The organism is Sphingomonas chlorellae, assembly GCF_056485145.1.
This window is the reverse complement of the sequence record NZ_JBQXXM010000002.1, coordinates 58,754-85,569: the sequence shown is the minus strand read 5'-3', so window position 1 is coordinate 85,569 and position 26,816 is coordinate 58,754. Positions and strand designations below refer to the sequence as shown.

Sequence of the window (26,816 nt, the reverse complement as noted above, 5' to 3'; positions counted from 1 at the left end):
TGTTCCGACGCATCAAAACCCGTCTTGCCCCCGGTTAAACGGAGCCCTACGCTTCTGGCAGGCGATACCGGCACGGGTAAGTCAAGCGCGCCGCAGCTTTCGATACGAAATGCGCGGAAGTTGAGACAATTTGCAGGAGCCCGACGGTTGGTCGGAGCTCCGAGTGGGGAAGACCAGCCGGGCCGCAATGCCGCGGGCCGGGTGCTGGAGCATCAGGCCGCCGCCGGCACCCGCGCCGCGGCATAGCGACCGATGAACTCGGAATGTCCCGGCAGCTTGGCGAGCTGGGCCGCAATGCCTGCGCGCAGATCCGCGAGCGCACGCTCCAGATCGGCGCTCGGCATCTGTCCGGGCGTCGGATGGTGTCCGCGCGGCTGCACGCCCTGTCCCAGCATCACCGTGTTCCAGCTGTCGATGCGGAAAAGGTCAGTGCCCTCCTGATAGGCTGCCGCACCCTCACGATACAGTTCGATCCGCTGCTGAAGGCTGTCGGGCACTGCGCGTGCTGCATGGTCGCGCCAGAACGGCTCGGGCCGCTCGTTGAGCTTGTAATGGAGGATGATGAAATCGCGGATATGCTCCGATTCCGTTCGCGACTGTGCGTTGAAGCGCGTCGCCAGCGCCGCCATGTCACCGCCGAACGGAAAGTTCTGGAGCAACCGCGTCACCGCGATCATCACCAGATGGATGCTCGTCGATTCAAGCGGCTCGATGAATCCGCTGGCCAGCCCCAGTGCGATACAATTGTGGTTCCAGGCCTTCTTGCGCATACCGGTCGTAAACCGGATCAGCCGCGGATCGAACAGCGGGCGCCCCGGTACCGCCGCGAGCAACTGCTCGCGTGCTGCGTCGTCCGACAGATAATCGCTCGCATAGACATAGCCGTTGCCCATCCGGTGCTGGAGCGGGATCCGCCAGCGCCAGCCCGCGCCGTGCGCGATCGCACGGGTGTAGGGAACGGGAGGCTCGGTCGTCTCCGACTGGACGGCGAAGGCGCTGTTGGTCGGCAGCCAGTGGCTCCAGTCGTCGAAACCGGTCTTGAGCGCGCCTTCGGTCAGGAGCGCCCGGAAACCCGTGCAGTCGATGAACAGATCGCCTGCGATCCGCCGGCCGCTGTCGAGGACGAGCGCGACGATGTCGCCGCTCTCGCCGTCACGCTCGACCGTGTCGATCCGCCCCTCGATGCGCTGCACTCCCGCCGGCTCGGCCAAGCCGCGCAGGAAGGCGGCATAGGCGGTGGCGTCGAGGTGATAGGCATAGGAAAGCGGTGCGGGATCCCCAGTGGCAAAACGCTCAGCCAGCGCCGCCTGCGTTTCCAGCGAATAGTCGCCATAGTCCCCGCCGAAGCCGCGACGCCGCGCCTCGAGCCAGAAATGCTGGAAATCGCATAGCGGCAACGATCGCCCGACGGTGCCGAACGGATGGAAATAGCGGTCGCCATCGCGACGCCAGTTTTCGAAAGCGATGCCGAGCTTGAACGTCGCGTTGGTCTCACGGAGGAAAACCTGCTCGTTGATCCCCAGCAGGCGGTGGAACGTCCAAGCGGTGGGGATCGTCGATTCACCGACGCCCACGGTGCCGATCGCGTCGGATTCGACGAGCACGATGTCGAGCATCGGCCCGAGATGGCGCACCAGCGCAGCGGCCGCGACCCAACCCGCAGTACCGCCGCCCGCGATCACCACGCGAAACTTGCCCTGCTCGTTCATCGCGCTTCCCTCTCCTCGAAAACCTATGGGCCGCGGGGTTCAGCCCTCGCGGCGCTCCTTGCGCGCCACCAGTCGCGGCAGGTTGCCGAGCGACGAAAGCTGCCACACCGCACAGCGCAGGAAATCCTGCGCGTGCAGCGTCGCCAGCGTCGCGGCATCGAGCGCGGCAAAGCGGTTACCGTCGATCACCCAGCAGTCCGGCACCTTGTAGCGCCGGCCGCTGGTCAGTTCGATATCGAGCGTCACGGGCTCGAGCAGATTGGCCGCCTCGAACGCGGCGAACATCGCCGGGCTCGCCTGGTCGCCGACGAAGATCGTCTGCAACACGCCTGCGATACGGTCGAGATAGGGCGCGTTGCCGCCATGCGGCAGGAACAGCGGCGCACCGTCGCCGGTCGTGACGCGCGGATGGTCGGTGTCGATATGGATCATCGGCTCGCCCGGCGCACCGGGGGCAGGCATTCCGATTGAAAAGGGGCCGCGCTCGATCAGCGCGGGGATCATGTCGGCGTCCCAGCGATCGCCGTCGAGATAGAGATTCTCGTCCGCGTCGAGTCCCAGCAGCACGGTCGATCGCCAGCCATGCTCGGCATCGCGCCGGAACAGGATCACATATTCGCGCTGGAGCGCCTCGAACTCGGTAGGGAATACGACCGTCTGGTTGACCGCGTCGCCGAACGCCGCGCCGCGGTCGATCCGGATGCGAAGGTCGGCATGGTCGATATTGTTGAGCACGCTCAGCGGCATGAAGCATTGACCTTGAAAGAGAAGGACCGCCCGTCGCGGGCGGCCCTTCCCCAGTTTACACGCGGGCTTCAGAAGCGGAAGCGCGCGCCCAGCAGGTAACGCGCCGAACCTTCGGCTTCGTACCAGGTGTTGATGGTGTCGCGGCTATAGGTCCGCACGCCTTCCTCGAGCAGGTTGATCCCCTCGAAGCTCAGCGAGATGTTGCGCGTCAGGTCATAGTTGATGCTCAGATCAACCTGGCCATAGGGCGCGTTGAAGACCGGATTGTGGGCCGCGCCACGGTTGATGTCGCTCAGGAAGCGATCACGCCAGTTGTACGACAGGCGGGCCGAAATCCCGTGCTTGTCATAGATCAGCGTCGCGTTCGCCGTATCGCTCAGCCCGACCAGCGCGAACTGGTTGGAATTCGGATCCGCCGTAACGTTGAAGCCGACATTGCCGCGTACCAGCGTGTAGCTGGCAGCGATACCGATACCGGTGTTTCCGAAGAAATACTGGCCGGCAATTTCGACGCCATAGATTTCGGCGTCCTTGTTGTTGATCGGCGTGTTCACCGCAAAGTTAAGCAACGGATCGGCCGCCGTCGGCAACACGTTGATCGCGGCAAGCGTGTTGTCGATATAGGTCGAATTGAACGTCCGGGCCGACGGCACATAGTTCGCCGCCAGTTCGGTCGTCGCCTGCGCGACGTTGCCGTTGTACTTCTGCAGGATCGCGGCGCTGGTGAACAGGTTGATGTTGCTGATGTCACCACCCAGCCCGGTCACGATGTTGCGTGCGGAGGTCGCCAGCGGACCCGCGGTAGGATCGCGCAGGCCGAACAGGTTACGCTGCACCACCGTGTTGCCGATGAAGTTGTGGACGCGCTTGTCGAAGAAACCGACCGACAGATAGACGTCGCGATGCGGATACCATTCGAGCGAGATGTCGAAATTGTCCGAATCGAGCGGCTTCAGTCCCGGATTGTTCTGGGTGCCCGTTGCGACGCCGCCGAGCGAGGTCGGATTGTTGAGCGCACCCGCCCCCGTCGACGCGAACAGGTTGCCATAAGGCGCACGCGAGATTGTCTTCGAATACGAAACGCGCCCGATCAGGTTCTTCGCCGCCTCGATCTGGAAGTCGATCTGCGGCAGCAGATTGTCGTAGCTCGCACGCGCCTTGACCGCCTGGCGATCGGCCGAGTTGAGCACCGAGAAGTCGTTGTCGGCTTCCCACACGATCGCGATCGGCACCTGCTGGAGCGAGGTGGCGTTGACCGTGGTGTGCTCGTACCGCACGCCCGCGACCAGCGTCGCGCTGCGTCCGGCCAGTTCTCCCTTCCAGGTGAGCTGACCATAGGCCGCCCAGATGTCTTCCTTGACCAGGTTGTCGGCGTTGGCATCGACGATGTTCGCGTGGTTCACGCCGTCGTTGGTGATGCCGATATAGTGGTTGTAGAGTGCGTTGTAGAGCTTGGTCGCATCCTGCGCACGCCACGCGATCTGACCGATCGCATCGGCCTTGGCGTCGTTGTGGTGGAACTTGCACGCCGCGCAATATTGCTGGACCAGACCCGGGGCATAGGCCGCGATGTCCGGCGGCAGCGCGTTGTTCCAGTCGCCCAGCACCTGACGCGTGTTATACTGCGTCTGGCGCGTGTCGGTCGAACGATAGTCGCCGCCGAAATCAAAGCGGCTGCCGTTGCCCAGATCCCACCCTGCGTCGATGCGGGCTTCCTTGATCTTCTGCGACTGGGTCGACGCAAACTGGCGCTGCACCGCGCTCGAGAGGTCGCCCAGGTCGAAAACGCCGTTGCAATTGCCGTTGGTAAACGCGACCCCGGTGGGCGTCGTGCGGTTGTAGCAGTCGTTGATGGTCAGCGTCTGCGTCGGGAAGCCGTCATTGTCCCACGCGAGGCTGTGCGACGTCACGATGTTGCCGTTCATCGCGACCGCAGTCGAAGTCTGGCCGTTCGGATTGTCGGGCAGACTCTCGGCCTTGCCGAAATGCCCGTCGAACGTCAGCGAGAAGTTCGGGTCGGTCGGTGTATTGTTCAGCTTGGTGGTGGTGCGGATATAGCCCTTCGAAGGATCGAGGAAATCCTGCAGCGTGGGCATGTTCCAATAGTTGTTGGCCTGGCTCGGGAAGCTGAAATTGCGCTTCTGATAGCTGCCGAACAGCGTGACGCCGAAGCGCTGCTCCTGGTCGGTCCAGCTCATCACGCCCGAGAATTCCGGCGTCACCTTCGGCCCGCAGCTGATGCAGTCATCGGCCGAGGTATCATAGCTCGCCTTGGCGCCGATCGAGCCGCTGAAGCCCGCCGGACGGTCGAGCGGACGCACGCCGACGATGTTGATCGTCGCACCGATGCCGCCCGACGGCACCGCGGCGCGGCCGGTCTTGTAGACCTCCAGCGTCTTGACGCCTTCCGAGGCGAGGTTGGCGAAGTCGAACGAACGGCCGAAGCCGCCGGCCCCGTCGCCGCCCTGGTCACCGCCCACCGCAACGATGTTCGACGCGGCCAGCTGACGGCCGTTCAGCGTCACCATGTTGTACTGGGCGCCAAAGCCGCGGACGGTAACGGTCGACCCTTCACCGTTGACGCGGTCGATCGACACGCCGGTGATGCGCTGGAGCGATTCCGCCAGGTTGGTGTTGGCGAACTTGCCGATATCCTCGGCGGAGATCGCGTCGACGATACCCGTCGAATCCCGCTTGATCGCGATCGAGCGCTCCAGCGAAGCGCGAATGCCGGTGACGACGATCTCGCCGCTGTCCTGCTGCGGCGCCGCGCTCGTGTCGGCGGCAGGCGAGTCGGTCGCGCCGCTGGTCTGCGCCGCAGCGACGCCGGGCACCGCCAGCGCGGTCGCCACGGCGATCAGTGAAACCGCGCGCAGGCGCGCCGGTTGATGGATTTTCATGAAGTCTCTCCTCCTGAACCGGCCCGGGGGCCAGAGTATTTGTTACTTTTTGATTACGTCAATCGCCGACGACAACGTTGTCGAATACAGGAACCGTCACCCCTTTCTCGTCATTTGATTATTGCGAACTGGCATCAGGCGGGCGCCACTCCTTTCGGGCGGCTGCCCGGTCTCTGCGGGCGCGCCGCCGGTGAGGTGCGGTATCGCCCCGCCGCCGCCAGCCAGCGCCCGCCGCGCCAATGCGCGAAGCTCGGGCGGCGACCGCTTTCACCGGAACGCGCACGGCGCGAAACACCCGGATTGTTTGGCGCGGAAGGGGAAGAACACAGCGCCTCGGCCATCAATGCCGCAACCGCGACACGACGCAGGACGAAATGACGCGCACCGGCACTGCTGTCGCGCGACGCGAAGTCGGCGCGGCATGCACAGAATCTGGACGAGACGAAAACGGCGCCTGCGCGCCCACCGGCAGCACTGACCATGTCCCCTCTCCTCACACCCGCTTTTGTTGCAGGCTTGTTTTAACGCTAAGGTTTGACGGCATCTGACACCGATGTCAAGTGTCCCCCGACGTCACAGATGGGCGCGGGTTCGCCGACTGCACTGGTGATAACTTCGTGCGCTAAACCGTTATTCTGGCCAAATTCGTCGCCGCCATACGCACCCTGGCCGCCGCGCCGTCGGCCTTGGCAATCCAAGCTGCACCTTCCGCAACGGCTCTGCCATGTGTTGCGCCCAACCTTCTGATTTGTGACACTTTGGCGTCATTGCGTTTGATCTCCATCAAGGCCTGCGGGCACCGATGGACGGCATCCCGGGCGATAACGGGGAGTAAGCGTTATCATGCAAGAGAGTCGTGCCGAGCTGGGGCTGATGTTCGCGGGCGCGTTGTTGCTCGCCGGGGGCGGCGCGATTCTGTTCTGGGCCGGCGCTGCCGGAAGGATCAGCGTCGAGGCATGTCTGTTCTTCATGCTTGTCGCAATCGGCGGCACCGCGCTTGCCGTTTTCGAGATTCGCGAAGTGATGCGCGGCCGTCGCTATGCGCGTGCCGCAGCCGCACGCCGGCGCCCGGCATCGGCGGTGGCCGTCTTGCGCGTCCCTGTCGATCATGTCACCTGGGGGGAACGGATCCAGGGAGCAACCGCCCCCGCACCGGCAAAGCGCCGCGCGCCGGCGCCCGCACGCACGCGCTGATTCCCGGCCCGCCCGCTCAGCGCATCGGCACAGGACGCGCCTGCTCGATCACACCTTCATAGACGATCGAGCGGTTGGCATTTTCCTCGATCATCAGCACGACCCAACTGTCCCCGCGCGTCGCGATCATCGTGGTATAGCGACCGCTGAACCCGGCGTCGCCGATCCCTTCCGGCGCCACCTTTCCGCTATTGATAAGCAGTGTCTGCATGTCGCGCCCGCATTGCGCGTCGCCGGTACAGTTCAGCCGAAGCGCGAAGCCCTTGGCCGCAAGCTGCGCCTGATAGAATCGCACCATCTCGAGGCGGCTCACCGCGGGGAAGTGCATGTACGAAAGATGCGTGACCTGCCCCTCGAGCACCACGCCCTTCGCGCGCGCCTGGTTCGCGACGGCCGCCGTCGGTACGAACACACGATCCAGCCCGGCGCCCCGATAGCTACGGATCTCGGTTCCCGGATAACGCGCGATCAACGGGTGATCGGCACCATCGCGGTCCTGCGCGAACACGGGCGTCGCAGCCATCGACGCGGCAACCAGCAGGGCAGTACGAACGAACATCGGCATCCCTCAAGCAACGATGCCGCCCTTCTAGGCGCCGGCCACGCCCTCGCAACCGCCAAAATGGTAACGGATTGCAACAGCGGGGGGAACGTTGCCCTTTCCCGCTGCCTCATCCGCCAAGTGCCTCAGACGACGCCAAAAAAGCGTCGCCATGAGCAGCCCTTAGTTTTCTGAGCAGTGTTAACAACGTGGATTCCCAAACGGTCTGATCTCTGATTCAAGGCTGCTCTTTTCAGGGAGCAGCAATGGCGCGTGGCGATCTGACGGACGAGGAATGGGCGGTGCTCGAAGGGGTGCGGCCGTCCGAGCGCAGCCGAAAGGCTGCGCCCCGCGCATGACAATCGGCGATTTCTGAACGGCATGCTGCATGTGCTGCGGGTCGACTGCCCCTGGCGGGACATGCACGAGCGCTACAGCAAGTGGAACTCGGTCTTTGGTAAGCGTCCGGTGGCGGCTGTCGGGCGAAAAATGACCGTCGGCTCCCACCCCAATACAAGACGTTCGTGCCCTCGCTTGCAAAACTTGAAAGCGGCCAGTCATTCAGCCGGTGGGCGCAGTGCTAAACGCGATCATCAAGGCATACCAACCCTGCCCAGCACTTACACCCGCCAGAAGTGCTTCCATGGCCGCACATGGAGGGCCTGAGAATGTCCGACCGGTCACTCGCAATGTCATTTGAGCGTCCGGCATGGTGTCGGGCTGCATTCGCAATTCGACAACGTGGAAGCTATTAGCGAAGCCCCCCCCCGATAGTACCAGACTATGGTCCGTTCCTTGAATGCATAGGCGCGAACAAACTGACGGCGCGGGAAACCTCTGGAAGAATGTCATCATGGCCTAGAAATATGTCCGGCCTGGACAAATGATTTCTTCGGTGAATGTGACTCTTATATTTATCTTGACGTGTGCCGCGGGAACTCGACAAGTTGAGTGCGGGGGCAGCCGAATCTTGCGAGAGCCGCTTGGGGGAGGCAAAAGGTGGGGGGTAAACGCCTTCTTTATCAGAACTTTTGTGCTGCTGTCGCGGCACTCGTATCGCTGTGCGTAGCGTCGTTGCCCGCCGGCTGCGCGGCCAACTCTTATGCCGGCATCCCGTTCGCGGCTGGTGCCGCCGATCCCGAGTTTCAGGATCTCGCCACCCGCGCGCGCGGAGGAGACAAACAGGCGCAATTTGATCTCGCCGAGCGGTCCGATCACGGCCCCGGCGGCACCAGAGACCTGGCGCGGGCGCGGCAACTCTATACCAGCGCGGCGCGGGACACCAAAAAACGGATATGGCTTTATATCGCGACGCCAGGCGGCAGGTCCGCGAGCATTCAGCGCGAGTTTGCCGAAACGGGCTTCGACGGACTGGCAGAGGCCAAGTTACGCCTGCTTGCGCTAGACGAGTCCGATGCGAAATTGCCGCGGACGCTGGGACAGGATTTCGAGATTCGCGACCGGGATGTAGTGCGTGAGAAGGGCTTGCTGCTTTATGGCTATCGGCCGATCTTCAACGGACTCAAATCTTCAAGAAAAGCCGCGCAGGAAGGTTGGCGTGATAATATCGTGGCCGAAGGCGCCATGTTTCCGGTCACCGAGGAAAGCCTGAACGAGACGCTCTCGTTTCTCGTTCTACCGCGGGCCTCGCTTGAGACCGCATATACGGTGGCAGGGACCAGTCATCTGCGTGCTTTCTGTTCGGCGGCCGTGACCGGACCGATCGCAGACCGCGCGGAAATACGCCGCGCGGCGCTGTGTATTGCCCGCTTTCCTGAACTGTCGATTGGGGTGGCAGACAGGCTGGGCGCAGCGCTGCTCATCGATATGCCTGCCGGTGAGATACTGACGACCGTTGAAAATGCGTTACTCACGCAGGAACTGATCTTCTTCTATCGCGCGCTCAACTACTGCAAATGCGGCTCGCTAGGGCTTCAAAGAGCCATTTTGGCGGCGGTGGCGCGATTGATCCCGCCCTTCGCGGCGCAGGAGCGGTCGTGTCGGATCGAGAATTGCCCCCCCCGGTTCGATAATGCGGCCTTTAGGGCTTATGGAGTCGCGGCGACCAGCTTGGTCGAAGCCGTGATGGAAGCGCCGGATCTGGCGCGCGACCCACATGTCAAGGAAGCGATCACCGGTGCGGCGGACTATATCGTAAGGCGCACAGTTTTGCCGAGCGCTGCATCGCTTTCAGATAAACTGAAGAGTTTCTGTGTTGAGGCTGAGCTCGAGTATGCTGTCTGTCGCAAGCAGTTCAGACGCAATCCCTGGCTTTTGGGCGCGCTTGTAGGAAGCCTTGCCGCCTATCTCGCCGACCGCTTTCCGGGTGGACGGGGTTGTAACCAGCTTCGTGTGCGGGCCAGGGAATTCGAAGCAGAGTTGCAGTGGGAGCCCGACCTTCGTCTGCTTTCCAATAATGCTATTCAATCATTCTGCTCGGGAGAGTGAATGTGCAAGGACCGATTTATCAGGGGTCAAAGCCGAAGAAGACCCCGAGTGACGTGACCCCCGCCTTTCATCCAACGGCGACCAGAGACCGATCATTGTTGTTGCGCATGAGCGCAGGTGAAGCAACGGGCTGGGTTAACCCAGCCCGTTGCTTTTCGAGTTCGGCGGCGAACGCCGCCGGGGTGGCGTATCCGAGCGAGGAGTGCGGCCGCTCGGTGTTGTAATCATCGACCCAGCGCGCGAGAATCGAACGGGACTGCCCGATCGTGAAGAACAGCGTTTCGTTGAGTAGCTCGTCGCGCATCCGGCCATTGAAGCTCTCGACGAACCCGTTCTGGGTCGGCTTGCCGGGTGCGATGTAATGCCACTCGACGCGGGCATCGCCGGCCCAGGCAAGCACGGCGTTCGAGGTCAGCTCGGTGCCGTTGTCGCTGACGATCATCTTCGGCGCACCGCGCTCGGCGATCAGAACGGCCAGCTCGCGCACGACGCGCCGGCCCGAGATCGACGTGTCGACCACCGCCCGCAAACACTCGCGCGTCACATCGTCGACGATGTTGAGCACACGGAACCGGCGACCGGTGGCAAGCTGATCGTGGACGAAGTCCAGGCTCCAGCGCTGGTTCGGAAGCGCCAGCACCGGAGCAGGAGCCCGCGCGCCCACGGCGCGCCTTCTGCCCCGCCGACGCCGAACCGTCAGTCTCTCCTCGCGGTAGAGCCGCTGGGTCTTCTTGCGGTTGATGAGGATGCCGTCGCGCCGGAGCAGGATATGCAGGCGCCGGTAGCCGAACCGGCGGCGCTGCCGCGCCAGATCGCGCAACCGCGACCGCAGGTCGCCATCATCCTTCCGGCACGAACGATAGCGCATGCTCTTCCTGTCTGCCGAAATCACTCGGCACGCCCGCCGCTCGCTCATCCCCAACGTCGCCTGGAGATGCACGACCGCTTCGCGCTTCGCGGCGGGCGTCACCATTTTTTTGACAGCAGATCCTTCAGACCCGCGTTGTCGAGCATCGTATCCGCCAGCAATCGCTTGAGCCGCGCGTTCTCCTCCTAAAGCGCCCGCAGCCGCTTGGCATCCGACACCTCCATGCCGCCGAACTTGGCCTTCCACGCATAAAAGGTCGCGCTCGACACCCCGTGCCGGCGGCACAGATCCGTCACCACCGCGCCTGCCTCAGCCTCCTTCAGGATGCCGATGATCTGCTCTTCCGAAAACTGCTTCCGCTTCATCCGTCCGTCCCTTCGTCGGGGCAGACCCTAGCTCCAACTGGAGGAAAAAGCGGGGGTCACGTCAGTTCACGACCTAGCGAGCCCCCCCGATATTACCAGACTATGGTCCGTTCCTTGAATGCATAGGCGCGAACAAACTGACGGCGCGGGAAACCTCTGGAAGAATGTCATCATGGCCTAGAAATATGTCCGGCCTGGACAAATGATTTCTTCGGTGAATGTGACTCTTATATTTATCTTGACGTGTGCCGCGGGAACTCGACAAGTTGAGTGCGGGAGCAGCCAAATCTTGCGAGAGCGGCTTGGGGGGCAAAGGTGGGGGGTAAACGCCTTCTTTATCAGAACTTTTGTGCTGCTACCGCGGCACTCGTATCGCTGTGCGTAGCGTCGTTGCTCGCCGGCTGCGCGGCCAACTCTTATGCCGGCATCCCGTTCGCAGCTGGTGCCGCCGATCCCGAGTTTCAGGATCTCGCCACCCGCGCGCGCGCGGGAGGCAAACAGGCGCAATTTGATCTCACCGAGCGGTCCGATCACGGCCGCGGCGTCACCAGAGACCCGGCGCGGGCGCGGCAACTCTATACCAGCGCGGCGCGGGACACCAAAAAACGGATATGGCTTTATATCGCGACGCCAGGCGGCAGGTCCGCGAGCATTCAGCGCGAGTTTGCCGAAACGCGCTTCGACGGACTGGCGGAGGCCAAGTTACGCCTGCTTGCGCTAGACGAGTCCGATGCGAAATTGCCGCGGACGCTGGGACAGGATTTCGAGATTCGCGATCGGGATGTAGTGCGTGAGAAGGGCATGCTGCTTTATGGCTATCAGCCGATCTTCAACGGACTCAAATCTTCAAAAAAAACCGCGCAGGAAGGTTGGCGTGATAATATCATGGCCGAAGGCGCCATGTTTCCGGTCACCGAGGAAAGCCTGAACGAGACGCTCTCGTTTCTCGTTCTACCGCGGGCCTCGCTTGAGGCCGCATATACGGTGGCAGGGACCAGTCTTCTGCGTGCTTTCTGTTCGGCGGCCGTGACCGGACCGATCGCAGACCGCGCGGAAATACGCCGCGCGGCGCTGTGTATTGCCCGCTTTCCTGAACTGTCGATTGGGGTGGCAGACAAGCTGGGCGCAGCGCTGCTCATCGATATGCCTGCCGGTGAGATACTGACGACCGTTGAAAATGCGTTACTCGCGCAGGAACTTATCTTCTTCTATCGCGCGCTCAACTACTGCAAATGCGGCTCGGTAGGGCTTCAAAGAGCCATTTTGGCGGCAGTGGCGCGATTGATCCCGCCCTTCGCGGCGCAGGAGCGGTCGTGTCGGATCGCGAATTGCCCCCCCCGGTTCGATAATGCGGCCTATAGGGCTTATGGAGTCGCGGCGACCAGCTTGGTCGAAGCCGTGATGGAAGCGCCGGATCTGGCGCGCGACCCACATGTCAAGGAAGCGATCACCGGTGCGGCGGACTATATCGTAAGGCGCAAAGTTTTGCCGAGCGCTGCATCGCTTTCAGATGAACTGAAGAGTTTCTGTGTTGAGGCTGAGCTCGAGTATGCTGTCTGTCGCAAGCAGTTCAGGCGCAATCCCGAGCTTTTGGGTGCGCTTGGAGGAAGCCTTGCTGCCTATCTCACCGACCGCTTTCCGGGTGGACGGGGTTGTGACCAGCTTCGTGTACGGACCAGGGAATTCGAAGCAGAGTTGCAGTGGGAGCCCGACCTTCGCCTGCTTTCCAATAATGCTATTCAATCATTCTGCTCGGGAGAGTGAACGTGCAAGGACCGATTTATCAGGGGTCAAGGCCGAAGAAGACCCGGAGCGGTCCTGAGCGAAAACAAGAAGCTTACGCTGCTCCGACGTTGCGCGTTGGCGGCCGCCGAGGAGAGAGTCGAGGAGAAAAGCGTCAGTTATGGCGGGACCCGAGATCCGTGGTGACCCTGCGAGTTGCGGGAAGCCAGGGATTTCCGGGCCTCTCGGGACAATCTGGCGCGTAGCACAGTGGTTGCGCACTGCATTGCCATCGCAAGGGTTGCAAGTTCAATCCTTGCCGCGCCCACCATATAGAAAGCCCGCCAAGTCAGTGACCGGCGGGCTTTTTGTTTGCCGGATAGCGGCCCAACCGTGCCGCTGGCGGGGGCGGACCGCGCGACCCGCCCCGTGATGGCTCAGAATTGCTTGGTGACTTGCAACTTGAGCGTTCCCGCCGTTTCTCCGGACGCGCCGCGCATACCCGACTCCACGTCGACCGCCCACATGCTCGGCAGTTCGACCCGCGTGCCAAGGCTCAGCTGAAACTGATCACGCTTCCAGCCGCGGCTGTCGATCCGATAGATGGCCGCGCCGGCGATATCGGCATAGTCGAGCAACTGCGCATCGAGGTCCGCGAACTCGTGGCTCCATTCGACGCGGAGCCGCGGTGTCATCGTGCCGAACGCATAGCTGCGACGGAACTCGAGCCAGCTGCCGAGCGTGCTCGTGACCGAGCGGAGCGCGCGGCTATCGAAGCGCAGATTGTACCGCCCCGCCCCGCTTTCGGCATAGGCGTGCATGTCGGCACCCATATACTCGCCCCGACCATAGAGCGAGAAGCTCAGTGTGCCGGTTCTCCGGTCGATGCCGAACGCCACGGCGCCCAGCGTCATCGTTCCATCGCGTGAGCCGAGCGCCACGAGGCTCTGCCCCGTGACATTGCGTCGCGTGCTGAAGCTTAGGTCCGCGCGCCCCACCAGCGCGTCAACGAACGCACCCTCGAACGGCATGGCGCTGACATAGGCCGCCACCAGGCTGCTCCGCCCGCGTACGCGCGCCGCCCCGCCGCCGATCGAGCTGACGTCGTTGCTATAGCCGCCGCCGATGCCCACCGAAAGCGCTTCAGCCAGCTTGATATCGGCGCCAGCGCTGAGGCCGGAGGTGGTCGCGGTGATCTTGGTACGCGCGCTGTCGCGATCCAACGTACCGATTTCGATCGCGCCACCGCTCCAGAAGGCGATTGAACCGACGCGGCGTTCCAGGCCGCCCGTTTCATTCGCTGCCTTGGCGGCGCCGTCAGCTTCAACACCGTCCGGCGCACCGGCTATTGCCGAACCCGCACCATGGACATTCCGTACATCCCCCTCGTCGCCACCGCCGGCCATGCGTGCCGTGATTGCCGCGGTCGCACCTTCCAGCGTCGGGGGCTGGCGATAGAAGCCATTGCCGTCGCGCGAAGCAAGCGTCACGCCCATCTGCGGCTTTCCGCTGCCCCCACCACCATGCAACTGCTCGGCGCGGCGCATGAAGTTCGCGACCTGGCTGCGGGCGAAGCGACGCGTCGCTTCCGCCTGGGCGTCGATCAGCCCGCGCAGGTTCGGGTCCTTCGTGGGATCGGGCCGCGCCGTCACGTTGAGCGTCACGGCGGCCGGCGCCGAGGCGCCATATTGGTTGGTCAGCGTGTAGCGGACGACGATCGTGCCGCCGAACCGCGCATTTGGCGTAAGTTCGAGACGATAGGCCTTGGTCGCGCCCGATCCGCTTTCGACGATCGTGGCCGTTGCCGCGGTAGCCGGCGTCATGTCGACGACGGCGGCAGCGGTGAACGGCCCCCCAACGGCATCGGCAGTGAGATCGACCACGACCTTCTCGCCATCGCCGGTCGACGCGGTCTTGGGGGCCGCGACCGGCGGAACGCCCGTGACGGTGATCGACACGGTCGCCGGAGCGGAGGTGCCGCCAGGGCCGGTCGCGGTGTAGGAGAAGCTGTCCGAACCAACATAACCGACGTTGGGACGATAGACGGCGATGAAACCGCTCGATCCCGGCGCGGCCGCGGCAGTGCTGCGCTGGCCCGCCACTGAACGCGATACCGCCGCCAAGCGCGCAACGCCGCCGGACTGGATCGTGATCGTGCCGTGCTGCGGCGGAGCCACGATCGTGACCGCGGTGAACTCGCCGGTGACGAGCGCGCCGAGATCCACGCTCACGTCGGTGCCCGCCGTAACGGTCGCCGCCGCCTTGACGATGCTCGTCGTCGACTCAGCGGCCGGCGGCGGCGGCGCTGCCACGGTCATGCTGACGGTCGCCGGAGCCGAGGTGCCGCCCGGGCCGGTCGCCGTGAACGTGAAGCTGTCCGCACCGAAGTAGCCGGAGGTGGGGACGTAGGTCGCCACCTTGCCCGCGATTGCGACAGTGCCGTGTTCCGGCGCCGTACCCACGGCAAGCGTGTCATACACGCCCGTTGTCGAGCTCGTGAGGTCGATCGCCGTACCGGTGCTGTTGTACGCGATCTTCACGTCGTTGAGCGCGGTCGTGACGGGCGCGGGGGGCACGCCGACGACAATGCTCACCGTCGCAGGAGTCGAAGTGCCGCCCGGGCCGGTTGCCGTATAGGTGAAACTGTCGGCGCCGTAATAGCCGGCGGTCGGAATATAGGTTGCGACGTTGGCCGCGAACGTCACGGTGCCATGCGTCGGCGCAGTGCCGACCGCCAAGTTCCCGAACACCCCGCTGACCGAGCTGGTCAGATCGATCGCCGTGCCGGTGCTATTGTAGGCAACCGTGACATCGCTCTTCGCGGTCGCCACCGGCGGCGCGGGCGTCGCCACCGTCAGGCTTACCGTCGCGGCGGACGAGGTGCCCCCAGGGCCGGTCGCAGTGTAGGTAAAGCTGTCAGCGCCGAAATAGCCGCTCGTGGGGACATAGGTCGCGACGTTGCCGCTGAAGCTCACGCTGCCGTGCGCCGGAGCCGTGCCGACCGCCAGGCTGCTCGAGACGCCAGCGACCGAGCTGGTCAGGTCGATCGCCGTCCCGCTGCTGTTGTACGCGACCGACACGCCCGACTTGGCCGCAGCGACTGGCGCCGCCGGCGTGGCGACCGTGAGGCTCACGGTCGCAGCCGCCGAGGTGCCGCCCGGGCCAGTCGCGGTGTAGGTGAAGCTGTCGGCGCCGTAATAGCCACTGGTCGGAATATAGGTCGCGACGTTGCCGCTGAAGCTGACGCTGCCATGCGCCGGAGCCGTGCCCACCGCCAGGCTGGTCACCACGCCCGTGACCGAGTTGGTCAGGTCGATCGCCGTGCCTGCGCTGTCATAGGCCACCGCCACGCCCGACTTGGTCGCAGCGACCGGCGCCGCCGGCGTGGCGACGGTGAGGCTCACGGTTGCAGCCGCCGAGGTGCCGCCGGGGCCGGTCGCCGTATAGGTGAAGCTGTCGGCGCCGTAATAGCCGGCTGTAGGGATGTAGGTCGCGACGTTGCCGCTGAAGCTCACGCTGCCGTGCGCGGGCGGCGTATCGACCGCGAGGCTGCTGGACAGGCCGGTGACCGAGCTGGTCAGGTCGATCGCCGTGCCGGTGCTGTCATAGGCCACCGCCACGCCCGACTTGGCCGCAGCCACCGGCGCCGCCGGCGTCGCGACGGTGAGGCTCACGGTCGCCGCCGCCGAGGTGCCGCCGGGGCCGGTCGCGGTATAGGTGAAGCTGTCCGCGCCGTAATAGCCGCTGGCCGGCGTATACGTGGCGACGGTGCCGGCGAAGCTGACGCTGCCGTGCGCGGGCGACGTGCCCACCGCCAAGCTGGTCACCACGCCCGTAACCGAGCTGGTCAGGTCGATCGCCGTCCCGCTGCTGTTGTACGCGACTGACACGCCCGACTTGGCCGCAGCGACCGGCGCCGCCGGCGTCGCGACGGTGAGGCTCACGGTCGCCGCCGCCGAGGTGCCGCCGGGGCCGGTCGCGGTATAGGTGAAGCTGTCCGCGCCGTAATAGCCGCTTGCTGGCGTGTACGTGGCGACGTTGCCGGCGAAGCTGACGCTGCCATGCGCCGGAGCCGTGCCGACCGCCAGGCTGGTCGAGACACCCGTGACCGAGCTGGTCAGGTCGATCGCCGTGCCGGTGCTGTCATAGGCCACCGCAACGCCCGACTTGGCCGCAGCGACCGGCGCCGCCGGCGTCGCGACCGTGAGGCTCACGGTCGCGGCGGACGAGGTGCCGCCGGGGCCGGTCGCGGTATAGGTGAAGCTGTCGGCGCCGTAATAGCCGCCGGTTGGAATATAGGTCGCGACGTTGCCGCTGAAGCTCACGCTGCCGTGCGCGGGCGGCGTATCGACGGCGAGGCTGCTGAACAGGCCGGTGACCGAGCTGGTCAGGTCGATCGCCGTGCCGGCGCTGTCATAAGGCACCGCAACGCCGCTCTTGGCCGCCACCACCGGCGCAGCCGGCGCGGCGACCGTAAGGCTCACCGTCGCAGCCGCCGAGGTGCCGCCCGGCCCGGTCGCGGTATAGGTGAAGCTGTCGGCGCCGGAATAGCCGGCTGTTGGGATATAGGTCGCGACTTTGCCGGCGAAGCTCACGCTGCCATGCGCCGGAGCCGTGCCGACCGCCAGGCTGGTGACGCTGCCGCCGCTGAGCGATGTCGTCAGGTCGATCGCCGTGCCGGTGCTGTCATACGCCACCGCCACGCCGGATTTGTCGGCCGCGACCGGGGCGGTGACATAGGTAAATTGCGGGGCAGCGGATGTGCTCGTCTGGCTGTTTGAAGTGACAACGACGTCCACCGCGCCCGCGCTTCCGCTCGGTGCCGTCACCATCATGGTCGTGCCCGACGCCGCCGTGACAACTGCGTCCTGCGTCCCGAACTTAACGCTGTTGTTGCTCGCCGTCGTGGAGAAGCCGCGCCCGCTGATCGTGACGCTGGTTCCGCCTGCAACAGGCCCGGTGGTCGGCGAGATGGCGTTGACGGCCGGAGAGACCACCACGCTGGGACTGGTGGAAGCCGATGTGGTCGGCCAGCCCAAGGGCGTGAACGCCGTGCTGGAAAAGCTGGTAGTGCCCGATGTCCCGCCCGTGAAGCTGTAGGTGACCGTGCACGATGCGTTGGCCGGGACCGAAACGTTGCCGACGAGGATCAGCCCCGCCCCCGGAACCGCTCCCGTCGAAGAACAGGTGCCGCCGGGCGCACCAACCACGCGCGCAAGCACGGTGGCCGTCACCGCAATCGTCGTGGAAATCGTGGGCGACGCGGTCGGGTTCGGGTTGGTGAAGGTAATGGTCAGCAGCGTCGTCGTGCCCGACCTGACCGAGGTCGAGCTGGTCGCGAGCGAGATGCCCACGGCCTGGAGCGACGGGCTCTGCGCATGCGCTTCGGAAGCGAGACCGGAAACGCCCAGCGCGACCAGCGCCGCCGTACCCCATCTCCGTACCGATGCCATCATTTCGCGAAACCGCGAATGCGCGATCGAATCAGCCTTGCTGTGCAAGCGAACCCCCGTTGCATGCCGTGCGCGGCACGGGATACTATTTCACCAACGAATTAATAACTTACGCTCCCGATTCACCGGCACTGGGCAGGTGAATCTTCCTTTGGTGGGGTCTAAAAGTTAAAATCCAGTAACCATGTCATTTTGCTTAAGCACGATTCCCAGGATCGCGAGGATCACAAGGCTTCGTGCAGGATTTGCAATTTTTTGTTGCTGAGTATTTCCAGGACATCATCGGGATTGGCGTTCCGCGCCGGCGGCACTGCCCTGCTCGCGCATCACGAACCCGCCGGCTGATCGCGCCAGAGCCAGCGCAGCACTTCGGGCAGGATCGCGCCGCCGTCGGCATCGGAGCGGCTGCCCGAGGTCCAGCGATAGGCAAGGTTGTAGGGCGGCCCGGCGCGCTTCTCGGCCTCTGCGTGCGCATTGGCCCATTGCAGCACCTTCACCATCTGCTGGTTGGCGAGAAACCGGTTGCCATGTTCATTGTCGAGATCGTTGCTCCCGTCCTGCAGGAACACGCGGATCGGCTGATCGCGCGCTTGCGGATCAGGCCAGGACAGGTGTCGCCGCCATAGGCAATCGGTTGGCGGTCCGTGCCGAGGCGCATGCCGATCGAGGTGTAGCTGCCGATGAAGGTGATGACGTTGCCGAACGCCTCCGGATGGCGTGACCCACCGATTCGTGGCCCACCTTGCGTGGGCCACGGTGGAACAAGACGGGAAACAACGAGACCCGCAGGAGTGATCTTACCGCAGTTTTCTACAATGTTCTCAATTTACACTGGCGCCGACGGCAGGACTCGAAGCTGCGCCCTCAGGTTATGGGAGCACGCGGCACACCCCGCCTTGGCACAGCCGGTTGCCGCTGAAGTCCGGATGGGTACCCGCCTCCGCGACGATGCCCTCGGGCGTAGCACCGCCTGAACCGGGCGCGCCGTCGACAGGCGGCAGCCAGACCGGCACGGTCCACCGTGCAACGACTGCCGCGCTCTGGCTGCCGTCGGCGGCGCTGTCGATCACCAGCTTTCCAGGAACATAGCGCAACACATAGTTCGCCGACGCCGTCAGCGTCCCCTGGGTAATCGGCATCACGCCAAAGCTGTCTCGTGCCGCCGCGGTCGCCAGCGCGCCGCTCAGGCTGTCGCCATTGGCGAGCCCCATGCCCCCGATCGTGTAGGTCAACGGCGGATTGTCGATACCGAACACGCGCCGCTGATCGTCGGCCGTCACGATCAGCATCCGCGGGTTCACGGTCAGCGACGCGCCCTGGAACGCGGTCACGACATAATTGGCCGACGGGGCGAGCGAACCAAGCACGATGGCATAGTCCCCCACGCCCGACATCGTGTTTGCGGCAGTCGCCAGCGCGCCGATCAGCGTGTCGCCGTTGACCAGCCCCATGCCGCCGATGCGATAAGCGAGTGCCGGATTGGCGTCACCATAGATGCGCTGCGCGGCATCGGCGGTGATCGTGATCAGCCGCGGCGTGATCGTCAGCGTACCGCCGGTGAAACCGGTGACGCTGTAATTGGCCGATGCCGCCAGCGTGCCCTGGCCGATCGCATAGTTGCCGACGCTCGTGCGGGCATCGGCGCTCGTCGCGAGCGCACCGGTCAACGCGTCGCCGTTGGCGAGCCCCATGCCGCCGATCGTGTAGCCCAGCGCCGGGTTGGCGTCGCCATAGACGCGGCTTGTATCGCTCGCGGCGATGCTGATCGGCCGCGGCATGATCGTCAGGCTGCTGCCGGTATAGCCGATCGCGTAGTTGGCGTTGGCGAGGCTGCCCTGCTCGATGGCATAGCTGCCGACGCCGCTCGTCGCGCTCGCACCCGTCGTCAGCGCGCCCGTCAGGCTGTCGCCGTTGACCAGTCCCATGCCGCCGATCGTGTAGGTGAATGCCGGGTTCGCCTCGCCATAGATGCGCGACGCCGCGTTGGCGCTCACCGTGATCGGCCGCGGGTTGATCGTCAGCGTTCCCGCGGTGAAATCGACCGCGTAATTCGCCGGCGCCGTCAGCGTGCCGATCGTGATGGCATAGCTGCCCACGCCCGACGCCACCGTCGCGCTTGTCGCCAGCGCACCCGTCAGGCTGTCGCCATTGGGCAGCGCGCCGCCGGTGATGCGATAGGTCAGCGCCGGATTGGCCTCGCCATAGATCCGCGCCAACGAGTCCGCGACCACCGAGATCGGCCGCGGCGTCACCGTCAGCGTGCCGCCGAGATAGGTGAGCTGGTAATTGGCCGAGGCGGCGAGCGTCCCCTGACCGATCGCATAGGCACCGACCGAAACGCCGGCCCCCGGCCCCACCAGCGTACCGGTGAGCGTGTCGCCGTTGACCAGCCCGATCGCCGTATAGGCGAACGCCGGATCGGCATCGCCATAGACCCGGCTCGCGTCGGCGCCGCGTATAGTCAGCGCCCGCGGCGTGATCGTCAGCGTACCGCCGGTGAAACCGGTGACGCTGTAATTGGCCGATGCCGCCAGCGTGCCCTGGCCGATCGCATAGTTGCCGACGCTCGTGCGGGCATCGGCGCTCGTCGCGAGCGCGCCGGTCAACGCGTCGCCGTTGGCGAGCCCCATGCCGCCGATCGTGTAGCCCAGCGCCGGGTTGGCGTCGCCATAGACGCGGCTTGTATCGCTCGCGGCGATGCTGATCGGCCGCGGCATGATCGTCAGGCTGCTGCCGGTATAGCCGATCGCGTAGTTGGCGTTGGCGAGGCTGCCCTGCTCGATGGCATAGCTGCCGACGCCGCTCGTCGCGCTCGCACCCGTCGTCAGCGCGCCGGTGAGGCTGTCGCCGTTGACCAGTCCCATGCCGCCGATCGTGTAGGTGAATGCCGGGTTCGCCTCGCCATAGATGCGCGACGCCGCGTTGGCGCTCACCGTGATCGGCCGCGGGTTGATCGTCAGCGTTCCCGCGGTGAAATCGACCGCGTAATTCGCCGGCGCCGTCAGCGTGCCGACCGTGATGGCATAGCTGCCCACGCCCGACGCCACCGTCGCGCTTGTCGCCAGCGCACCCGTCAGGCTGTCGCCATTGGGCAGCGCGCCGCCGGTGATGCGATAGGTCAGCGCCGGATTGGCCTCGCCATAGATCCGCGCCAACGAGTCCGCGACCACCGAGATCGGCCGCGGCGTCACCGTCAGCGTGCCGCCGAGATAGGTGAGCTGGTAATTGGCCGAGGCGGCGAGCGTCCCCTGACCGATCGCATAGGCACCGACCGAAACGCCGGCCCCCGGCCCCACCAGCGTACCGGTGAGCGTGTCGCCGTTGACCAGCCCGATCGCACTATAGGCGAACGCCGGATCGGCATCGCCATAGACCCGGCTGGCGTCGGCGCCGCGTACGGTCAGCGCACGCGGCGTGATCGTCAGCGTACCGCCGGTGAAACCGGTGACGCTGTAGTTGGCCGATGCCGCCAGCGTGCCCTGGCCGATCGCATAGTTGCCGACGCTCGTGCGGGCATCGGCGCTCGTCGCGAGCGCGCCGGTCAACGCGTCGCCGTTGGCGAGCCCCATGCCGCCGATCGTGTAGCCCAGCGCCGGGTTGGCGTCGCCATAGACGCGGCTTGTATCGCTTGCGGCGATGCTGATCGGTCGCGGCGTGATCGTCAGACTGCTGCCGGTATAGCCGATCGCGTAGTTGGCGTTGACGAGGCTGCCCTGCTCGATGGCATAGCTGCCGACGCCGCTCGTCGCACTCGCACCCGTCGTCAGCGCGCCCGTCAGGCTGTCGCCGTTGACCAGTCCCATGCCGCCGATCGTGTAGGTGAATGCCGGGTTCGCCTCGCCATAGATGCGCGACGCCGCGTTGGCGCTCACCGTGATCGGCCGCGGGTTGATCGTCAGCGTTCCCGCGGTGAAATCGACCGCGTAATTCGCCGGCGCCGTCAGCGTGCCGATCGTGATGGCATAGCTGCCGACGCCCGACGCCACCGTCGCGCTTGTCGCCAGCGCACCCGTCAGGCTGTCGCCATTGGGCAGCGCGCCGCCGGTGATGCGATAGGTCAGCGCCGGATTGGCCTCGCCATAGACCCGCGCCAACGAGTCCGCGACCACCGAGATCAGCCGCGGGGTGACCGTCGCCGTGCCCGACATCAGGCTCAACTGGTAATTGGGTGACCCGGTCAACGTGCCCAGCGTGATGCCATAGCTCCCCACCGACGCCGCGGCGCTCGGCCCCGCCAGCGTGCCGGTGAGCGTGTCGCCGTTGATCAGGCCGATCGTCGTGTAGGCGATCACCGGATTGGCCTCGCCATAGACCCGGCTGAAGTCATTCGCGAAAACAAGCACCGGCCGCGGCAGCACGCGCAGGTTGGCGCCCACGAAGGTCAACGCATAGTTGGAGGAGAGCCCGAGCGTTCCCTGCGTGATGGCATAATCGCCGACGTTCGACCCGCTGGTCGCGCCGGTCGTCAGCGCCCCGGTCAGCACGTCGCCGTTGACCAGGCCGCCGCCGACGATCCGATAGGTCAGTTCGGGATTGGCATTGCCGTACACGCGCGACTGTGCGTCGACCACCACGCTCAACGGACGCGGCTGCACGGTCAGCGTGCCGCCGACGAAATCGAGCGTGTAGTTGCTCGACGCCGCCAGCGTGCCCTGGCCGATCGCATAACTGCCGGTACTCGATCCGCCGGTCGCGCTCGTCACGAGTGCCCCGCTCAACGTATCGCCGTTCGCCAGGCCCTTGCCGCCGATGCTGTAGGTCAATGTCGGGTTGGCATCACCATAGACGCGGCTCAGATCGTTGGCGGTGACCAGGATCGCGCGCGGGGTGATCGTGAAGGCCGCATCCTGGAACTGAGTGACAACATAATTGCCTGCTGCGGCCAACGTCCCCTGGCCGATCCGATAGCTGCCGACCGGCGATCCCGCGACGGTCCCGCTCGACAGGCTACCGCTCAGACTGTCGCCATTGACCAGCCCCATGCCGCCGATCGTGTAAGTCAGCACCGGATCGGCATCGCCATAGATGCGCGAGGCCGCATTGGCGGTGATCGTGATCGGACGCGCGGTGATCGTCAACTTGGCCGGCGCGACGGTGATCGCGTAATTGGCGTTGGCGAGCGAGCCCTGCGTGATCGCATAGTCGCCGACAGCCGACGCGAGCGTCGCGCTCGTCGCCAGCGCGCCGCTCAGGCTGTCGCCATTGACCAGGCCCATGCCGCCGATCGTATAGGTGAAGGCAGGATTGGCGTCGCCATAGATGCGCGACTTGTTGTCGGGCGTGATGTCGATCGGCCGCGGCTTGACCGTCACCGTCCCGTTGGTGACGCGCAGGTCATAGCCGTTGGGAACCGAGAGGCCCGAGGTGTCGATCGTGATCGCATAGCTGCCCGCCGCGGCGGTAGCGGCGCTACCCAGCGACGACGCCAGCGCCGTTCCCAGCCCGCTCAGATCGTCGCCCAGGAACGCGCCGGCAACGGCGGGCGTGGCAGAGACCACTGCCGATACCGTCGCGGTTTCACCATAGAATTTGCTGACGTCTGCCGCGACCGCCGTCACCAGCGGCCGCATCGCAAAGATATAGCGGTTGCCCGTGACCGACGGCACCGTGTCGGTTGTGGTGCCCCATATGGCGGTGTTGCCGCTGTCCAGCCCGCCGAACACATTGCCGTCCGGCCCGGCCGAATAGATCAGCCAGCGTCCGCCGGTGACCGCATTGGCACCGGCATTGTTCACGAATTTGCCCTGCGCGCGCAGCCGCGTGTCGCCGGCGGTGATAGCGCCGGCCAGCGTAATGTCGCCCGTGGAGCCGAGGTCGAGCGAGGTGCCGGCGTCGAGCCCGCTTGCCGTGGTGCCGTCATAACCGCCGATCCCGCCCACGGTGACGCCGGTCGTGCTCGACACGCGGATGGCGCTGCCGCGCCCGGCTATCCGGCCGATACGCGCATTGTCGATCAGCACGCCGCCCGCGTCGAGCAGCAACGCCCCCGCGGCCAGCGTGCCGCCGTCGGTCTGAACGCCGCCCGGCGTCTTGAGCGAAAGCGTCCCGACCACCGAAACGGCCGAATCGATCCGCAGATTGTCCGCAATGAGGTGCGCGTTGGGCAGGCTCGACAGCGTGACGGCCCCACCCGTCGCAGCGTTGAGCACCGAAGCGAGCCCACTCGTGGTCGCCGATGCTCCCGACTGGTCGATCTTGAACCAGGCGGTGTTCAGACTGGCCGCTGCCAGCGGCGAGGCATTGTCGTACAGTCCGCCGATGCCGCCGCCGGTATCCTGGGCCAGCAGCACGCGGTTCGCGGTCAGTCGTTCGGCCCGCAACATCACGTTGAACGCGCCCTGATCGTCGCTCAGGCCGACCCCGGCCAGCCCGCCGCCCGCGAGCACCGAAACGATCGCGCGCGCAGCTTTCGCAGTGCTGCTGCTTCCCTGATAGACCGTGCCGGCGGCAAATGCCGCCCCGTTGGGGAACAGCGACTTGAGATAGGGATAGGCCCCGTTCGTCGCCCCCCAGATGCTGGCATCGAGCACGCTTGGCAGCGTGCCGTTGGTCAGCGTCGCCGTCGGCGTCCCGCCGCCGATGCCCGAAACCTGCCCGTCATAGACGGTGTTGGTCGAAGGGTCGCCGGAGCCGATCACCCCGCCATAGTCGCCGACATTGCCGGTGACGATGATCTTTGCCGACACGAAGCCGCCATCGACGATCGAACCGCCGTAATTGGTGCCGACAAGTCCGCCGAGGCCGTAAAAGGCGCGCACAGACCCCTGGAACGTCGAATTGCGCACGGTGCCGAAGCCGTTGCGACCGTAAATGCCGCCCGCCTCGCTGACCTGCGCGCTGACGTTCGCAAACACGGTCGCGTTCTGCACGGTTCCGCGGTTGCCGTAGCCTGCGACGCCGCCCACCAGGTCGAAGCCGCTCACCGCACCGGTGACGACGACATTCCGGATCAGCCCCGACCCGCGATTGACGCCCGCGATCGCGCCCACGTTCGAACCGCCCGAGATATTGGCGTTGAGCAGCAACAGGTTGCTGACCGTCCCGTCGTTCGAACTGATGAGCCCGGTATTGTCACCGCCGCCGATGCGCAGATTGGCGACGGCATTGCCCAGACCTTCCAGCGTGCCGCTGAAGCTGCCGATCACGCTGCCGCCCTGCTGCACGTTCGCGAAATCGATCGTGTTGGCCAGAGCATAGGCGCCGCTGCCGCCGACGGCGCGAAGGTCGGCGATGCTGCGCACCAGCGCATAGTTCGTGCCGTTGATCGTGAGCGCCTGGCCGCTCTGCCCAGCGGCGAACGACACGCTCGATCCCATCGCGAAACTGAGCCCGTTGCCATGGTTCAGCGTCACCCGGCCGCCGCCCTGGACAGAGATCGTCTCGTTGACCTGGATTGCGCCCGCCGCACTCAGTGTCAAGGTCGCAGCCGAGTTCCAGGCGACCGGCGCGGCGACGGTGATGTTGCCGGCCTGGCTGCCCGACGACCCGGTCGACACGATGACGTTCGCCGACGCGAGTTGCGACGACAGTGCGCCTGCGTTCAGCACACTGTCGTCGGCATTGGCCGTAAAGCCGCTCATGCCGCTCGACGCGGCATTCGAGATGGTAAGGTTGCGGGGATCGAGCAGCAGCGTTCCCCACTTGCCCCTCGGCGCGCGAAGGTCGGCGGTGCCGGCATAATCCAGCGTTTCCTTGCCCGACACTTCGGCATTGCCGCCGTCGCCGCCGTTCGCACCGCCCGTCGCGCGAATACGCCCCGCAAAGCGCGTCGCGCCGTCGGACCACAACACGACGCTGCCGCCCGCGCCGGTCGTTGCCGCGCTCGCGTCGATCCGCGTCGCGGCGTCTGCCGTCAACGTCTCGGCCCGCGCGAGCGAGCCGCCGCCCTGCCAGTCACCGCCGACGCGAATGCGCCCACCGCCGGTCGCGCCCACGGCATTCAGTTCTGCGCCCTCGAGTGCGATGTCGCGCGCGGTCAACGTCAGCACGCCGCCCGCGCCGGTGTCGCTCCCGGCATCGAGCCTTCCGGAGACGCCCAGCCTGCCCGATCCGCCGTCAAGCACGATCATGCCCTCGCGTCCGGAAACCGATCGCGCCTCGATCACACCCGACATGTTGACCGCCCGGCGCATCAGTTCGCGCGCAGCCTCGGCCTGCAGCACGACACGACTGCCCGGCGCCAGGATGCTGCCGGCATTATCGACCAGCGCGCCGGTGCCGCCCGCGCGGCTCGGCAGCGCGACCTGCAGGAATCCCTCGCCATTGGGATCGAGTGTCACCGCCTCGCCCGCCGCCATCGCCACTTTGCCCAGCGATACCGCGATCAGCCCGTCGTTGCGCACCGTTCCGCCGATCAGCGCGGCATAGCCGCCATCGGCGACGCGGATGCGCCCGCCATTTGCGACACCCGCGCGGCTGTCCCCCGCGAAGCGATAGCGACCCGCCATGAAGTCCTCGTTGCTGATCCCCAGCGTCGAGGCGACGAAACCGCTGGCATTGACCGTGCCCGTCGGCGTGATGACGATGCCGTTGGGGTTGATCAGGAACACCTGGCCGTTGGCGTGAATCTGCCCCGCGATCGTCGAGCGCGTATCGCCGGTGACGCGATTGAGCAGTCGCGATGCCGCATCGGGCTGGACGATGTCGACACGACCGCCCTCCCCGACCGAAAAGCTCTGCCAGTCGATCACCGCTTGCGCGGACTTCTGCTCGATCGTCATCGCGCCGGGAGCCGGATTGCGGATCGTTGCGTCGCCGCGCACGACATTGCCGCCGCCCGGCAATGTCTGCGCGGCAGCGCTGCCGATCCCGGCGAGCGAGGTGGTGACGAGCAGGGCGATCGAACGCGAAAGGCGGCTGGTCATATCGG

At 65.4% G+C, this 26,816-nt stretch carries 11 protein-coding genes and 2 pseudogenes; 5 read left to right on the top strand and 8 right to left on the bottom strand.

Going from position 1 to position 26,816, the window contains the following annotated elements; all coding sequences use genetic code 11:
• Nucleotides 1-212 precede the first annotated feature (212 nt).
• From ACT3CF_RS06895 to ACT3CF_RS06885, 3 genes are all read right to left on the bottom strand, one after another.
• On the bottom strand, nucleotides 213-1,709 hold the full coding sequence (locus tag ACT3CF_RS06895) for a tryptophan halogenase family protein (RefSeq protein WP_478421474.1): 1,497 nt from the start codon (nucleotides 1,707-1,709) through the stop codon (nucleotides 213-215).
• 39 nt (nucleotides 1,710-1,748) lie between these two features.
• Nucleotides 1,749-2,456: a SapC family protein gene (locus tag ACT3CF_RS06890; RefSeq protein ID WP_478421472.1), complete on the bottom strand. Its 708-nt coding sequence runs from the start codon at nucleotides 2,454-2,456 to the stop codon at nucleotides 1,749-1,751.
• Between the two features lie 68 nt (nucleotides 2,457-2,524).
• Nucleotides 2,525-5,356, bottom strand: coding sequence for a TonB-dependent receptor (locus ACT3CF_RS06885; RefSeq protein ID WP_478421471.1), 2,832 nt, complete (start codon nucleotides 5,354-5,356; stop codon nucleotides 2,525-2,527).
• On the opposite strand from ACT3CF_RS06885, the gene ACT3CF_RS06880 reads away from it, so the two are divergent.
• Together ACT3CF_RS06880 and ACT3CF_RS06875 are read left to right on the top strand one after the other, a co-directional pair.
• A complete protein-coding gene (locus tag ACT3CF_RS06880; protein WP_478421470.1) occupies nucleotides 5,345-5,734 on the top strand; it encodes a hypothetical protein in 390 nt (129 codons plus the stop codon). The genes ACT3CF_RS06885 and ACT3CF_RS06880 overlap by 12 nt on opposite strands.
• Before the next feature lie 465 nt (nucleotides 5,735-6,199).
• Nucleotides 6,200-6,550: a hypothetical protein gene (locus ACT3CF_RS06875; RefSeq protein ID WP_478421469.1), complete on the top strand. Its 351-nt coding sequence runs from the start codon at nucleotides 6,200-6,202 to the stop codon at nucleotides 6,548-6,550.
• Nucleotides 6,551-6,566: 16 nt separating this feature from the next.
• Here the strand turns inward: ACT3CF_RS06875 and ACT3CF_RS06870 are convergent, their stop codons facing one another.
• A complete protein-coding gene (locus tag ACT3CF_RS06870; RefSeq protein WP_478421467.1) occupies nucleotides 6,567-7,109 on the bottom strand; it encodes a hypothetical protein in 543 nt (180 codons plus the stop codon).
• Nucleotides 7,110-7,357: 248 nt separating this feature from the next.
• On the opposite strand from ACT3CF_RS06870, the pseudogene ACT3CF_RS06865 reads away from it, so the two are divergent.
• Both ACT3CF_RS06865 and ACT3CF_RS06860 read left to right on the top strand, forming a co-directional pair.
• Nucleotides 7,358-7,547: pseudogene (locus ACT3CF_RS06865) on the top strand (transposase); the annotation flags it as partial.
• Between the two features lie 543 nt (nucleotides 7,548-8,090).
• Nucleotides 8,091-9,539 carry a hypothetical protein gene (locus tag ACT3CF_RS06860; RefSeq protein WP_478421466.1) on the top strand — a complete coding sequence of 483 codons (1,449 nt, stop codon included), beginning with the start codon at nucleotides 8,091-8,093 and terminating at the stop codon, nucleotides 9,537-9,539.
• A 67-nt stretch (nucleotides 9,540-9,606) separates the two neighbouring features.
• On the opposite strand, the pseudogene ACT3CF_RS06855 reads toward ACT3CF_RS06860, so the two are convergent.
• A pseudogene (locus ACT3CF_RS06855) lies at nucleotides 9,607-10,772 on the bottom strand (IS3 family transposase).
• A 315-nt stretch (nucleotides 10,773-11,087) separates the two neighbouring features.
• On the opposite strand from ACT3CF_RS06855, the gene ACT3CF_RS06850 reads away from it, so the two are divergent.
• The gene (locus tag ACT3CF_RS06850) at nucleotides 11,088-12,536 is read left to right on the top strand and encodes a hypothetical protein (protein ID WP_478421464.1); all 1,449 of its coding nucleotides are present in this window, start codon (nucleotides 11,088-11,090) and stop codon (nucleotides 12,534-12,536) included.
• A gap of 395 nt (nucleotides 12,537-12,931) precedes the next feature.
• Here ACT3CF_RS06850 and ACT3CF_RS06845 read toward each other — a convergent pair whose 3' ends face one another.
• From ACT3CF_RS06845 to ACT3CF_RS06835, 3 genes are all read right to left on the bottom strand, one after another.
• Nucleotides 12,932-17,995: an Ig-like domain-containing protein gene (locus ACT3CF_RS06845; RefSeq protein ID WP_478421462.1), complete on the bottom strand. Its 5,064-nt coding sequence runs from the start codon at nucleotides 17,993-17,995 to the stop codon at nucleotides 12,932-12,934.
• Between the two features lie 278 nt (nucleotides 17,996-18,273).
• Nucleotides 18,274-18,516 (bottom strand): hypothetical protein, encoded by a 243-nt coding sequence (locus ACT3CF_RS06840; RefSeq protein ID WP_478421461.1) that lies wholly within the window; start codon nucleotides 18,514-18,516, stop codon nucleotides 18,274-18,276.
• Between the two features lie 300 nt (nucleotides 18,517-18,816).
• Nucleotides 18,817-26,811: an MBG domain-containing protein gene (locus tag ACT3CF_RS06835; protein WP_478421460.1), complete on the bottom strand. Its 7,995-nt coding sequence runs from the start codon at nucleotides 26,809-26,811 to the stop codon at nucleotides 18,817-18,819.
• Nucleotides 26,812-26,816: the final 5 nt, after the last annotated feature.

Coding starts and splice junctions, on each gene's coding strand:
- ACT3CF_RS06895 (WP_478421474.1), bottom strand. CDS start 1,709: ATGAACGAGCAGGGCAAGTTTCGCGTGGTGATCGCGGGCGGCGGTACT.
- ACT3CF_RS06890 (WP_478421472.1), bottom strand. CDS start 2,456: ATGCCGCTGAGCGTGCTCAACAATATCGACCATGCCGACCTTCGCATC.
- ACT3CF_RS06880 (WP_478421470.1), top strand. CDS start 5,345: ATGGATTTTCATGAAGTCTCTCCTCCTGAACCGGCCCGGGGGCCAGAG.
- ACT3CF_RS06885 (WP_478421471.1), bottom strand. CDS start 5,356: ATGAAAATCCATCAACCGGCGCGCCTGCGCGCGGTTTCACTGATCGCC.
- ACT3CF_RS06875 (WP_478421469.1), top strand. CDS start 6,200: ATGCAAGAGAGTCGTGCCGAGCTGGGGCTGATGTTCGCGGGCGCGTTG.
- ACT3CF_RS06870 (WP_478421467.1), bottom strand. CDS start 7,109: ATGTTCGTTCGTACTGCCCTGCTGGTTGCCGCGTCGATGGCTGCGACG.
- ACT3CF_RS06835 (WP_478421460.1), bottom strand. CDS start 26,811: ATGACCAGCCGCCTTTCGCGTTCGATCGCCCTGCTCGTCACCACCTCG.